Annotated in this window: 12 protein-coding genes; 5 read left to right on the top strand and 7 right to left on the bottom strand. The window is 45.7% G+C overall.

Annotated features, from left to right (window positions below; all coding sequences use genetic code 11):
- Positions 1–409 precede the first annotated feature (409 nt).
- Positions 410–1,234, top strand: a complete 825-nt coding sequence (locus INR79_RS20435; protein WP_004406742.1) for a S1 family peptidase — start codon at positions 410–412, stop codon at positions 1,232–1,234.
- A 158-nt stretch (positions 1,235–1,392) separates the two neighbouring features.
- On the opposite strand, the gene INR79_RS20430 is transcribed toward INR79_RS20435, so the two are convergent.
- The gene (locus INR79_RS20430) at positions 1,393–2,424 is read right to left on the bottom strand and encodes a LacI family DNA-binding transcriptional regulator (RefSeq protein ID WP_223099508.1); all 1,032 of its coding nucleotides are present in this window, start codon (positions 2,422–2,424) and stop codon (positions 1,393–1,395) included.
- Positions 2,425–2,587: 163 nt separating this feature from the next.
- The gene (locus INR79_RS28150) at positions 2,588–2,716 is read right to left on the bottom strand and encodes a hypothetical protein (RefSeq protein ID WP_022603357.1); all 129 of its coding nucleotides are present in this window, start codon (positions 2,714–2,716) and stop codon (positions 2,588–2,590) included.
- Positions 2,717–3,144: 428 nt separating this feature from the next.
- Here INR79_RS28150 and INR79_RS20425 point away from each other — a divergent pair, with 428 nt between their 5' ends.
- Both INR79_RS20425 and INR79_RS20420 read left to right on the top strand, forming a co-directional pair.
- Positions 3,145–4,473, top strand: coding sequence for a trypsin-like serine protease (locus INR79_RS20425; RefSeq protein ID WP_022560768.1), 1,329 nt, complete (start codon positions 3,145–3,147; stop codon positions 4,471–4,473).
- Between the two features lie 222 nt (positions 4,474–4,695).
- Positions 4,696–6,129, top strand: coding sequence for a serine hydrolase domain-containing protein (locus tag INR79_RS20420; RefSeq protein WP_223099496.1), 1,434 nt, complete (start codon positions 4,696–4,698; stop codon positions 6,127–6,129).
- A 108-nt stretch (positions 6,130–6,237) separates the two neighbouring features.
- On the opposite strand, the gene INR79_RS20415 is transcribed toward INR79_RS20420, so the two are convergent.
- Complete coding sequence (locus INR79_RS20415) at positions 6,238–7,536, bottom strand: aminotransferase class I/II-fold pyridoxal phosphate-dependent enzyme (protein WP_223099494.1); 1,299 nt, start codon at positions 7,534–7,536, stop codon at positions 6,238–6,240.
- Positions 7,537–7,679: 143 nt separating this feature from the next.
- Here INR79_RS20415 and INR79_RS20410 point away from each other — a divergent pair, with 143 nt between their 5' ends.
- Both INR79_RS20410 and INR79_RS20405 read left to right on the top strand, forming a co-directional pair.
- Entirely contained in the window at positions 7,680–8,570 is an 891-nt protein-coding gene (locus INR79_RS20410; RefSeq protein WP_223099492.1) for a dihydrodipicolinate synthase family protein, read from the top strand.
- Between the two features lie 25 nt (positions 8,571–8,595).
- Positions 8,596–9,813: an MFS transporter gene (locus tag INR79_RS20405; protein WP_223099490.1), complete on the top strand. Its 1,218-nt coding sequence runs from the start codon at positions 8,596–8,598 to the stop codon at positions 9,811–9,813.
- Between the two features lie 94 nt (positions 9,814–9,907).
- Here INR79_RS20405 and INR79_RS20400 read toward each other — a convergent pair whose 3' ends face one another.
- From INR79_RS20400 to INR79_RS20385, 4 genes are all read right to left on the bottom strand, one after another.
- Entirely contained in the window at positions 9,908–10,378 is a 471-nt protein-coding gene (locus tag INR79_RS20400; protein WP_223099488.1) for a hypothetical protein, read from the bottom strand.
- A gap of 13 nt (positions 10,379–10,391) precedes the next feature.
- Entirely contained in the window at positions 10,392–10,898 is a 507-nt protein-coding gene (locus INR79_RS20395) for a GNAT family N-acetyltransferase (RefSeq protein WP_223099486.1), read from the bottom strand.
- A gap of 215 nt (positions 10,899–11,113) precedes the next feature.
- Positions 11,114–11,644 (bottom strand): MltR family transcriptional regulator, encoded by a 531-nt coding sequence (locus tag INR79_RS20390; RefSeq protein WP_022603364.1) that lies wholly within the window; start codon positions 11,642–11,644, stop codon positions 11,114–11,116.
- Positions 11,645–11,701: 57 nt separating this feature from the next.
- Complete coding sequence (locus tag INR79_RS20385; protein ID WP_223099475.1) at positions 11,702–12,850, bottom strand: mannitol-1-phosphate 5-dehydrogenase; 1,149 nt, start codon at positions 12,848–12,850, stop codon at positions 11,702–11,704.
- Positions 12,851–12,956: the final 106 nt, after the last annotated feature.

Here is a 12,956-nt window from a genome sequence, read left to right as displayed (position 1 = left end):
AAATTGATAATGTCAACAATAACGGTCACTTTTTAATCACAGAAAAATGGAGAGATCGCAGGCTTTCATAACAAGCCAGTTGAATTCGTTAGGAAAAAGCAGTGTTCCTCATCCACACGTAATTCTCAAAAGATGGAAACCAATAAGCGAATAGGAAAACGCGACTTTGCTACTTCAATACCCTCACGCTCTGGCTGAGGTTTCAGATAAAAATCACTCTAATCTGTCCTAGTGGCACTTTGTTTCAGCTCATGCTTTGATGTTCTGGGTGTGTATTTTATAAATTACATTTAATTATAGAAATTCAATTGTTGAGCAATTTTTAAACGATTAACATGCTTTATGCCTACAGAGGCATATACGTAAGTAAATTTGGATATTACTGACAAAAATAGAAAAGGATAAAAGCATGAAATCACAGATGAAACTAAGCATTCTGGCTGTGGCTGCCAGCTTAATGTTGCCCACTACAGTTAATGCTTCAGACAACGTATCGCCAAGAATCATTGGAGGAATGGATGCCAACCCTGCAAGCTGGCGTTTTTTTGCTCAACTTATTCCTTCTTCCACTGACGAACCTTTCTGTGGCGGTAGCTATATTGGCAATGGTTTTGTATTGACCGCTGCACACTGTGTCGCTAACCGATCCAGTGCAACACTCGATGTAAAGCTGGGTGGCTATAAGTTTAATAGCAAAGACGGAACTCGCTTTGATATAAAACGGATAATTACGCATCCAAGTTACAACTCAACTACCGTGAAACACGATGTCGCGGTAATAGAGCTTAATACCATTCCTCAAGGCTTTCCGGCTGTAGATCTTGGTCAGCACAGCCTTGCCCAGTATGCCCGTGCTGGTGATCTCCTCACCGTCGCTGGTCTTGGCTTCACTGCTCAGCATGGTGGGCGACCAGATGTACTTCAGGAAGTAAGTGTACCTTTAGTTTCAGCTGAAACCTGTCACGAAGCGGGAGGTTCTTACGCTCAGGACTACATTGGCGTATCGGCGTTCTGCGCAGGATTGAAAGAAGGTGGTAAAGATTCCTGTGCCTATGACAGTGGCGGTCCAATCGTGGTTAATCAGGGTGGGTTAGTCACTCAACTCGGAATCGTAAGTTGGGGTGAAGGTTGTGCTCTCCCAGGAAAATATGGTGTGTATGCCGACGTTCCTCATCATTACGACTGGATTAACGGCGTTGTGACCAGTCCAAACACTCCGTTTACGTTCGACTAATTCAGACAAGTCTTCGCACAATCACGATCAGATCCTCTGGTGAGAACGCGTGATGAATTCTTGTGTCAGGCTCCCTTTTAGGGGTCTTAACTATGGTTGGCTAATACTCCGATTGAATGGGGTGTTCAGCCAACCTTTTTGTTTCAGCGACCAACAATCTATGAGAGTGATTTGATCGAATCCCGTATCACTAACTCAACAGGTATACGGCGCAGTTTGGTCGGTGAGGAAGACGCTTCCAGATCAGTCTGCTTTAAAATGCCAAGCAGGGCTTCCACGCCCAGTCTCCCCAAAACCTGTGCAGATTGCCGTATAGAGCTGAGCGATGGGGTGAGCAGTCCCGCGAAATTTACGTCATCGAATCCGATGATGGAAATGTCGTCAGGCACCTGAATGTCATATTTTTTCAGGCTTTCGATCACCCCGATTGCGATATAGTCACTGCCGCAGAAAATCGCCGTCGGTCGCTTTTCTAACGCTGCGATCCAATCTGCTACCTGATTCCCGTAAGAGCGTGAATATTCGCCATAAAAAATGCGAGAAGAATGACAAGTTAGCCCCGCTTCAACCATTGCATTCTGGTAGCCTTCAAAGCGTTCCTGCACGCTCATTAGAGTTTCGGGACCACCTACATAAGCAATGTCGGTATGCCCCAGTTCAATCAGTTTCTGCGTAGCCAGATAGCCGCCTTTCACATTATCGGAAAAGATCTTGATGACACCTGTTCCCGGTACATCTTCGTCCAGCAAAACCACATTTGTTCGTTCACCAATAAGTGTGTTCAGACTGCCGTCATCAGGTCGATTGGTGATAAATAGCAAACCATCAATATTGCGGGTATCCAGCCAGCCGATGTACAACCCTTCGCGATCAGGTTCGCTTCGGGTAATGCATATCGTCAGCTCATATCCGTGTAGAGACGCGGTCGCTTCTGCGGAATCCGCCAATTCTGAAAAGAAGGGGTTTGAAAGGTCCGGTACCGCCAGCCCGATAGTTTCACTGACGCCTGCACTCAGCCTCCGGGCCAATCGGCTCGGTTTGTAATTAAGCGCTTTTACCGCTTCGTTTACACGTTCTGCGGTTTCGGGGGCGAGATTCAGATTCCCATTAAGATAACGAGAGACAGCAGACTTCGACAGGTTTGCTTTTCGAGCGACGTCAGAGATGGTTGCAGACGATGATTTGGTCACTTTTACTCCCTCTCCTTGGGCACACTAATGATAAAAATAGTATTATACCCAAGTAACCTCAAGATGCTCGGTTCAGCGAGAATTAACTGGCTTTCAGACAAGACACCGATTGGAAGATCTAGTGGTTCTAAATCAAGAATCGGTAACGCAGTATGAAAGCCAGTTAAACTCGCCCTTGGGAGCCCATATTCTGTCCCACTTCATCGTCAAAGATCTTGGAAAGGACTTGTCCTTCCGCTGCACTCTTTTCCTTGAAGTGAACCAGAATATGAGGCTCTGAATCCTGCATCATGAGGTCACTTGGGTATACGCAACTCACAATTCAAAAGTTATTTTAAACAATCCCTCAATCTGAAACCGATTCACTGATCGAAAATTGTTCATTCTCTTCCTGAAAACCGGGAGTAAGTTTTCTTTTTCTCTGCATAAAACATCAGTTTTCACTGCGTGAACAACAGAGATTTAAAGAACGTTATTCTTATTATATTTCAATGCGTTATCTATCAATAATTTCAGATAAAAGTCACCCTAAAATGTCCGATCACGACTTTGTTTCAATCCGTGTTTTGATACTCAGTACATAATCATTTATTAACTTAGTTTTATTTTCGAAATCCATTTGTTGAGCAAAATTCGGACGACTAACATGCTTTATGCCCACTGAGGCATATACCCAAATTACAACGAGAAATTGGGTACGACTAACAAAAAGGATAAAGCATGAAATCACAGATGAAACTAAGCATGCTGGCAGTGGCTACCAGCTTGATCTTGCCTGCTACTGCAAGTGCTTCAGACACCATTTCACCAAGAATTGTCGGCGGTTCAGACGCCAACACTGCCGACTGGCCGTTTTACGCTCAGATCGTCCCGTCTTCCAGCGAACGCTCATTCTGTGGCGGTAGCTACATTGGTGACGGCTTTGTACTGACGGCTGCGCACTGTCTTCGCAATAAGCACACCGCATTTTTTGATGTGAAGCTTGGCGGATACAAATTTGAAAACAAAGAAGGAACGCGCTTCGACGTTAAACGCGTATTTATGCATCCTGACTATGTTGCAGAATACGGTTTAAACGACATCGCTATCATCGAACTTAAAACCATTCCGCAAGGCTTCTCGGCGGTCAATCTCGGTCAGAACAACCTGAGCCAGTACGTTCGCGTTGGTGATCTTCTGACGGTAGCGGGTCTTGGACGCACGGCAGAGAAAGGACCACCTCCAACAGTACTTCAAGAAGTGGATGTACCTCTGGTGTCTAAAGAAACCTGTAACGCAGCAGGTGGACCATACCAGAATGGCTATATTGGTAAATCGGCGTTCTGTGCTGGCTATCTGGAAGGTGGCAAGGATTCCTGTTCTGGTGACAGTGGTGGTCCTATCGTTGTAAATCAGGGCGGTCAAGTGAGCCAGCTTGGGGTAGTGAGCTGGGGTCGCGGTTGTGCGCGTCCGGGTAAATACGGCGTATACAGCGACGTAACTCATTACCACGACTGGATCAACGGTGTACTTACCAACCCGGATGATCAGGTTGCTTTCAGCTACAAGAAATCACTTCAGGTTGAAGGCTTTGAACTTGGTCAGACTAAGAAGCATTTCTTCACAATCCGTAATACGGGCACAGCAGACATCAACATTACGTCTGCCACTCTGACTGGCGCTGGCGTTGCTGAAACTCCAGCTATGACCATCGACAGATGTACGACAGAAACCCTGCTTGCGGGTCGTGCATGTTCTATTCAGGCTACCTTTGGTGCAACTGCCGCAGGTACAGCAGAAGTGAAGCTGGATTTCACAACCGACAGAACGGGGACTACTGTTCACACCGCCGTGATTAAAGCGACAGTGACGGATTCTTCTGGTCCGACTAACCCGGGCGACGGATGCGCACAAACCTGGCAAAGCGGAAAAGCTTACCAGTCGGGCGAATTAGTGAGCTGGAAAGACCGAATCTGGAAAGCAAGACACTGGACTAAGGAAGAGCCAGCAGACACAGGCAAATTCGGTGCTTGGCTGGATCAAGGTGCAGACACCTGTACAGGCGCTTAATATTCTCTAACTTTGGTTGGCTAGCGGCATGTTAGCCAACCTTCATTCTCATGCATTAACGATTGTTAATGCCCTATCGAGCTTGCGTTAAACATCCTCAGTTAAACTCTATTTCACTGATTTATAGCAATTTTATTTTCTACATCGCATTTTGAACATTCAAAGTTCAATAGAAAACCCGTTTTCTATATCTTAAAAAATACTGACTTTTGTGGGGATATTATGATGCGAACACCTTCGTCTTTGACATGCCTGAGTTGTACACTAGCCGCAATCCTGACCGCAGCTCTGCCCTTGGCTGCCAACGCTCAGGAATCGAGTGACACCGACCAGTTTTTGGGATTGTACACATCCAAATTCGATGGATTGCCTCATATAAAATTTTATCGCGACAAAAGGAAACACTACCTGCTTACTGCCTGGGGAAATGAGCCCATTGCTATTTCGCAGAATGGCGAATTCCATTCTCAACTCGAAAACACTGGCACCAGAGGACAGTTCAAAAAAGGGGCAAATGGGGAATACAGACTGGCATCGATTACTTATTGGGGCAACGAGCTGGATCTTTATCGGATTAAAGACGCCACAGGCGAAAAGTTGGTAGAGAAGCTCTACCAGACACCGTGGATTCAACCACTCAACTCAAAGCAGGAATGTAACGATGACTGGCTAGAGAAAGATGAGAACCCAGTTTATGACCGCGAAAAGCTCTCGGCACTTTACAAGAAGTTTGATGACAACGCGCCGTTATATCAGCACACCACCAGCTTATTGGTAATGAAAGACGGCAAACTGCTGATTGAAAAATACCGGAACGGTTGGAAGCGCGATTACCCCCATTCAATTCAGTCGATAACCAAAAGTCTGACTTCCCTTGCCACGGGAGTTGCCATTGAAGAAAAGAAACTGAAAAGTATCGATCAGTCTGTCGCTGAACTTCTTCCCAAGTATTCTGAATACCTTCAGGGTGACAAAGCATCTATCACCCTTAAGCACATGCTTATGATGGGTTCCGGTCTTCAATGGGACGAATGGAGCATTCCCTACACTAACCCAAACAACCCACGTTCAAAAGAAATGGCGAGCTATGATCCGCTCGAATTTATTCTGAGCCACCCTCTCTCCGAAAAACCGGGAACCAAATTTAACTACAACGGCGGTAACGTGACGGTGGTGGGAGAAATCATCGCCCGGCAATACGACAAAGAATTCCTGACTGAAGCCATTTCCGATTCCGCGTTATCCAAGCTGTGCTTCATAAACGGTTATATCTCGGGACAAATGGGATACGTAAGCAATGCCGCTGGCGGTGGCTATCTACGCCCACGGGATATGTTAAAACTTGGCATATTGGTCAATGATGATGGTAAATGGCAAGGTGAACAGCTTGTTTCGAAAGAATGGATTAAAGACTCCATTCACAGCCATTTAAAAATAAACGCAGACAGCAGGGCTTATGGCTACTACTGGTGGCTGGACGAACACTTTGTGGATGGCAAAACCTACAAAGCCATTTATGGCATCGGGCACGGCGGTCAGATGGTTGGTATAGTCAAAGAACTGGATTTAGTGGTTGTTAAAACTGCCACTAACTACGCCAATCGATATGACGATATATATTTGATGCAAAACGACATTATTCCAATATTCAAGTAATGAGAGATTAACTGAATAACCAGACTGGCTAACTAAGATTGAAAGGGATGAAAGAGCCTGATTTGTACAAATCAGGCTCTTTCACGTACATGATTGTGGCAATACGTTTTACAGGCAGACCGATACAATGTCCTCAGCCAGCCGTTGGGCTTGTTCCTCATCCAACTTAACTGTGGTAATGCGCAGCCCCTTAGACTGACCATCAATATCGTACAGGCTGCCGGGTCTGACTAGCCAGCCCATCTTAGACAGCTCGTAAGCGGCTCCCTGTGAATCCCCATTAACAGGCACCCACACGTTGACGCCTTCAATATCCTCAGAAACTGACAACCCATTTTTTGCAAGAGCGCGAATCAGCCACAGGCGACTCTGGCGACATTTCTCACTGGTATCGGTAAGCTGCTGTTGAACAGTTTCAGACTGTAAAGCGGTGAAGACCATAGCCTGTAAAACGCGGCTAACCCATGTCATCCCCGGTATCAGGCGGCTTTGAAGTCGGCTTGTCGTAACCGGATCCGCAGCCACAAATGCTAAACGGAGATCCGGTCCCAGTCCTTTAGAAACCGAGCGGTACACCGCCCAATGCTGCGTATTGTCTGCGATCAGATTCTGGTACTCACTGGTAGAAAGCAGAGCGTAGTGATCGTCCACCAGCACCGGAACATTCGGGTAACGGGCAAGCACATCGCGAATTTCTTTGGCTCGCACTTTGCTGTAACAGCACCCGGTCGGGTTTTGAGCTCGTGGTGTAAATAGTACCGCCCGCGCTCCTTTTTTAAGCTGAGCGTCCAGCTCCTTTGGCAGCATACCTTCGCTATCCATACTGACCCCTACAGAAGTCATTCCAGCCAGCTTTATGGCATTGGCAGAGCCGAGATAACAGGGGTCTTCTACCGCGATTTTATCACCGGGCAATAAATACGTGGCTAACAGGCGCTCCAATGAATCAACGGCGCCGCCCGTGATTGTGAGCCCCATTTCCTCGGGGCAATCTGCCTTGAACCACTCACGACCATAGTCTTCTACTTCCGGCAAAATAGGCGATTCACCGTAAACAAACTGCTTAAAGTTACTTTGCTGAGCAACCTGGTTGAGATCGGGAAGCCACTCTCGCTTCAGGTTACCGTCCGCAAGATCCACCAGTTGGGTTTCTGTTATTCCGTCATGCTGACCCGCAGTTTGTCGGGCTTTGACTCTGGTCCCTAACCGACCTTTGGTTTCCGCCAAGCCCGCTTTTACCAAGCGTTGATACACGCTGGCGACCGTATTTCTGTTCACGCCGACTTCTAGCGCGAGCTCCCTTACAGGGGGTAAAGCGCCTCCCTCTTCCAGCTCTCCGGAGGCAATAAGCGACCTGACCGACTCAAAAATTTCTTGGCCAGTTTGTCCTTTTATCTTGATCTTCATCTTTGTCCTATGACAATATACAAATCGAACTATGACAATAAATATTTAGCACTATGACAATGATACCATCTTGATCTTGTCTTTGCAGAGCGATGCATTCAGCCAAATATTTCCAACCCTAACGCCTAAAGGAATACGCGAAGATGTTTACCGGATTAAGTGCTTTCCCAATCACCCCTCTCACTCACGACCGACTCGATCCTAATGCCTATGCCAACATCATTGGTCGCCTGGCAGACAGTAAGGTCGATTCAATCTGCGCCCTCGGTTCGACCGGTTTGTATCCCTATTTAAACGCCGAAGAAAAAGGTCAGGTTATCCGCGTTGCCGTTGAGCATGCCGGCGATGTACCTGTTCTGGCAGGCATTGGATCATTACGGTTAAGAGATGTGTTAGCGAATGCCGAGCAGGCTGAAAAGCTTGGTGTAAAAGGTCTTCTGCTTGCCCCTCTCTCTTATCAACGACTAACCGAAGAAGAAGTGTATGAGCTGTACCGACGTGTTGACGAGCAGGTTTCTGTGCCGATTTGTGTTTATGACAATCCAGTCGCTACCCACTTCACGTTTAGCGACGAGCTGCATTCAGAAATCGCCAAGCTGAAAATGATTCAGTCGATCAAGTTCCCGGGTACACCTTTTGTAGAAGCTGGGGAAAAGCGCATTCAACAGTTGAAAGGTATTTTGCCTGCGGATGTGTCCATAGGCGTTAGTGGCGATGCATTTGCCGCTTCTGGGATCCAATCTGGCTGTGATATCTGGTATTCCGTTCTAGCGGGTCTGTTCCCTCGCACCGCGAGGCATATCTTCCACCGCGCGAAAGAGTGCAATTCAACACAAGCCAAAGCGCTTTCACAAGAGCTTGACCCTCTGTGGGATCTGTTTACCCTAAATCTGGGAGGAATGCGGGTCATGGCAACCGCTGCAGAAATACTGGGGTATGCCGAAGCGCCTTGTTTACCTGCTCCGCTTACTGGTCTTAACCCCGATTCACGTGCTCTTCTTCGCAACCTCATTTCTGAATTGGAACTGAGCTAGAACAAACGAATAGTGGAGCATAAGTATGGACGGTATAAGTAAAATGCATCACGAGCCTGAAAACACTTCTGCTCTGCTGAATCTGTTCGCTATTCTTGCCATTTTTGGGAGAACAGCAACAGGCGCCGCCACAGTCGGAGTGTTGATTCTGGCGGCTGAAAATGGGATTAATGGGCATCAGATAGGGATACTTGCTGCCTGCCTTACCGCTCCGCATTTGTTAGGTCCCATTTGGGGGCGCTGTCTGGACACGGCTAAAGACTCTCGCAGGCTAATTGCTTTTGCTGCCTGTTGCTATAGCCTGTTTTTGGTTCTGGCAGCCCTATCTTTTCCTGCTCTTCCTTACCCAGCACTGGTTGTCATTTTGATCGTATGTGGCGGTTCTGCCCCCTTTCTGATGGGAGGCATCAGCGGGCAACTCAACCTCGCTTTCAAAAATCAGCAGCACATAAGAAGAAAAGCGCAGGGATGGGACGTCGCTTGCTACGCGATAGGCACCACTATCGGTCCTCTGTTAGTGGCTTTTGTCGCCAAAACCGTCAACGCTCAGATCGCCGTTGCTGCCATTGCCGTCATGCCTTTGGTTACTGCTTTTTTGGTGATGAGGCTGCCCAAACATGAAAACAAAGTCAGTGGTGAACAAGCGGTACCCACTGTCGCAGTGGTCGCAAAACAGATTCTTCAAAACGGTCCGTTAAGCCGCACACTCTATCTGACGATGATCACTTCTTTCTCTCTGGCGGCATTGCCAATCTGCGCCATATTTCTGGTATCAGACTGGCAGCAGGAACCTGCAAGTGCAGCAACACTCGTTAGTGGGTATGGCATCGGAAACTTGCTTGGATCTATGTTTTTGATCCGGTGGCCAAATCAAAAAGAAGCCGACCCTCAAATGACCATTTCTGCGCTGGGCGTTGCTGTCGGGATCTTACTTATCGCCACTGCAACATCCTATTCGCTTGGGCTTGGAGCGTTTCTAATTTGCGGCATCGCCAATGCCTTTTTCTTTGCATCTACACTGGCAGCAAGAACCGAATACGCACCTTCACAAAGTGCATCGCAAGTCTTTATGTGGATTGCCGCGATGAAAATAGGCGCGGTCTCGGTTGGCAGTTATCTCGCTGGTCTGCTGGCAGGGCAGTCACCCAGAATGACGCTCTGGGTCAGTTTACTCATCATCATAAGCTTCGCGATCATAAGTATGATTCACAGACGCTTAGGCAAACCAGAGCAGGTCGGCTAGCTATGGAAAAAACGTAACGTTATGTCGATTTGAATAGAGTGATAGCTGAAAAGAAAAGCGCGCCGAGGCGCGCTTATTTAGGTAAAACATTCTCTCAGTTAAATTCGATGGCATTGAGCAACCGCATAAGCTCAACATTTGCCATTTGAACTTCGGCAGGTTTCAAACCTAATCTGGTCACAAGCTGCACAGTGATCTTTCTGTCTTCCCTCATAAATTCCGCCGAAGCTAACATTACCTGTTTACGAGTTGGCACGTATACTAAGAGACCGTCCTGCCCACTAACGTTAAGCAATACTGCCCCATAATCGCTGTAATCTGGATCATCGAGCAGTTCGGTCACACTCGATTGAGTAGAAACGAGGCAACCTGCACACTGCCCTTCTATCACGATAAAGGTTCCATGCTTGGAACCGAAACTCCAGGAAGTTCTGCCTTCACTTTTTTCTTCCGTCACTTCACTAAAAAGAGTGGGTAATTCTACTTTAAAGCTATCTGCCTTGATTGCTGAAGCGTTTGCAATTAATGGAAAAGTAAAAAGTAAGACCAATAAAAGGTTTTTCATATCCGGAATCCATTTATTCAATATTTGAATCAATTTTTGCTAACTTTTGATATCGCGCGACATCAAATCCAAACATTTCTGATCTGTCTACAAATTCAAAACCGAAATTTTCATAGAATGCTCTAAGACGCCCTCTATCCCCGTGACAGTCACACCTTAACCATTCACATCCCATACTTTGTGCCAGTAACTGAATTTCAGTTAAAGCCAACACCCCCAATCCTTGGGAATTAAAAGCGTCACCAATAACGAATTTATGAAAGAAGAGACTCCCTTTGGTATCTCTGTCTGACCAGAAATCATCGTTGTCTAAGCTGATAAACACACAGCCCACTTGCTGTCCGTGATGTTTCAACAGATATAAATTTTCAAGTTCATAACTTGTTTTTAATGAGGGCACATTAACTTGGTCTTTTGTCCACAATGGAAGCCCGTTTCTATTGCAACGTTCTACGGCTTGAACAAGAAATTCAGCTGCAATATCCCAGTGCCTTTCTAATGAAGCATTGATCAATTCCATTTATTCCCCAGAATATTGAAAATAGATTTAACGAATGCGTAAAGTAGCATATAAAATCGATATGTTATCCTATTTGAGATGATAAAAAGAAAAGCGCGCCGAGGCGCGCTTATTTGATTCATTTAGATATATTGAGTTTTTGAACTTTCATAAGCCCGTTTCATGTGTGGTAAATACCTTTCCTCACAAGCAGACTTTTATGAATACAGACCTAATCAAAATGGGCTTTCCTTGCCAAGTTCATTACAGATTTCGACTATGGCTAATGAGAGTCCTGACTTAACTATCTGTTGTTGACGCTGAAGTTGAAGTTGATAAAAATCGAGGTCGATATCACCATCTGGTTCACATACTTCCAATTGTGCCAAGCCTACATTCTTAACCAAATGAAGTTTTTTGATTGGGTTAAGGACACTTGGATCGGTGAACTCATATTCCGACGTATCACTATTTAATTGGTTCTTAATCTTGATGATGCTGTCGATGTCGTTGTAAATCTCATCAGTAAGTACCCCAAGTCCAAACAACAACTTTAACCTCACAGATAAGTCACCCAATGGTCCGGAATCCTGTAACAATGGACCAACGACTGATTGGACTGCAAAGTTATCCTTACGAAAAATCCTTTGCATCAAACCGTCTATCGATAGGTTAAACACGTCGACTGCTGTTATGAAAAAGCCCCGTACCGATGACGCGCTGTTTAATCGCTCAATAATCTCGGTTTCGTTGACGATATCTTCCATATTCTGAATACATTTCTAATTGTTATATAGGGGAGCAGAGCCCCCCAAATGTGTGGTTCAAAGCTGATTGTAAAACGCGTTAATCTGAACCACTTCTTCACCGTCTTCTTTCAAGCCAGTGTGGTTTGCAAGTGCTTTCTTAACACCTGATTTTTTTATTGACTCTTGCAGTTCCACCGCTTGAGGATCTGCGTCATTTGTATACTTCAATGCTGCCGCAATACCTTTTAAAAGCGCTTGATTTTCAGTGCCATACTCAATTGTACCCATTAATGGTTTCACTAATCTATCGTTTGAGCCTAATTTTCGAATTGGCTGGCGTCCAACACGATCCACTTCATCCATCAGGTAAGGATTAGCAAAGCGCCCTAAGATTTTTTCTATGTAAGCATTGTGCAAGTTGCGATCAAAGCCATAACGTCTGATTAGCACTTCACCGCTCTCTTTCATTGCTTGTTTCACCAGCTTGTAAATATCAGGATCTTCAATTGCTTCTCGGATAGTTCTATGACCTTTTAAACAGCCTAAGTAAGCGGTTATGCAGTGACCTGTGTTTAAGGTAAACAACTTACGTTCCACGAATGCCATCAGATCGTCGGTTTTTTCCATACCTGCAATGTCTGGTATTTCACCTTTGAACTGTTGTTCATCAACAATCCATTCGCTAAAGCTTTCTACTGTTACTTCCAGAGGATCATCATTCGCTGCTTCTGTAGGAGGCACGATGCGATCCACAGCAGAATCTACAAAGCCAACCAGCTCATCGGCTTTCGCATGCATGCACTCATCCAAATATTTGTACACTTCACCTTTTAGATGGGTTGTACCCCGAATCATGTTTTCACAGGCTATAATGTTAAGTGGTTTTTCATTACCTGAAGCAAAACGCTTTGCGATTCCTGTCGCAATGGTTTTTGCGATAATATCCAATACATTAGGACCTACAGCTGTTGTCACCAAATCAGTTTTTACGATCCGGTCAATGACGTCATCACTTGCTGAGTTAACTGCGGTGATGTGTGTAACGGTCTCGATTTGGCAATCTGTGCCGACGACTTTAACCTTATATTCTTGTTTGTGACTAAGTTGATCTACCAGTGGTGCGTCTACATCAGCAAAAGTCACTTCAACTTTAGCGTCTGCCAATAGTTTGCCAATGAAGCCACGACCAATGTTACCTGCGCCAAAATGAACTGCATTTTTCATAATTCTTACCTACCAATGTCTGAAGAAATGTTGACTCAAAGGAATCTGAGGTGAGGTCAACTGCATAGGGGGAATAGCTGACCTCGATTTGCTCAGGAGCAAATTA

This window comes from Vibrio sp. SCSIO 43132 (genome assembly GCF_019904195.1).
GTDB lineage: Bacteria > Pseudomonadota > Gammaproteobacteria > Enterobacterales > Vibrionaceae > Vibrio > Vibrio nigripulchritudo.
Note: the sequence above shows the minus strand (reverse complement) of the source record. Positions and strands in the feature narration are given on the sequence as shown.

Excerpts from the sequence above, each read along its gene's own strand:
- INR79_RS20435 (WP_004406742.1), top strand. The coding sequence starts at position 410 with ATGAAATCACAGATGAAACTAAGCATTCTGGCTGTGGCTGCCAGCTTA.
- INR79_RS28150 (WP_022603357.1), bottom strand. The coding sequence starts at position 2,716 with ATGATGCAGGATTCAGAGCCTCATATTCTGGTTCACTTCAAGGAAAAG.
- INR79_RS20425 (WP_022560768.1), top strand. The coding sequence starts at position 3,145 with ATGAAATCACAGATGAAACTAAGCATGCTGGCAGTGGCTACCAGCTTG.
- INR79_RS20420 (WP_223099496.1), top strand. The coding sequence starts at position 4,696 with ATGATGCGAACACCTTCGTCTTTGACATGCCTGAGTTGTACACTAGCC.
- INR79_RS20415 (WP_223099494.1), bottom strand. The coding sequence starts at position 7,536 with ATGAAGATCAAGATAAAAGGACAAACTGGCCAAGAAATTTTTGAGTCG.
- INR79_RS20410 (WP_223099492.1), top strand. The coding sequence starts at position 7,680 with ATGTTTACCGGATTAAGTGCTTTCCCAATCACCCCTCTCACTCACGAC.
- INR79_RS20405 (WP_223099490.1), top strand. The coding sequence starts at position 8,596 with ATGGACGGTATAAGTAAAATGCATCACGAGCCTGAAAACACTTCTGCT.
- INR79_RS20400 (WP_223099488.1), bottom strand. The coding sequence starts at position 10,378 with ATGAAAAACCTTTTATTGGTCTTACTTTTTACTTTTCCATTAATTGCA.
- INR79_RS20395 (WP_223099486.1), bottom strand. The coding sequence starts at position 10,898 with ATGGAATTGATCAATGCTTCATTAGAAAGGCACTGGGATATTGCAGCT.
- INR79_RS20390 (WP_022603364.1), bottom strand. The coding sequence starts at position 11,644 with ATGGAAGATATCGTCAACGAAACCGAGATTATTGAGCGATTAAACAGC.
- INR79_RS20385 (WP_223099475.1), bottom strand. The coding sequence starts at position 12,850 with ATGAAAAATGCAGTTCATTTTGGCGCAGGTAACATTGGTCGTGGCTTC.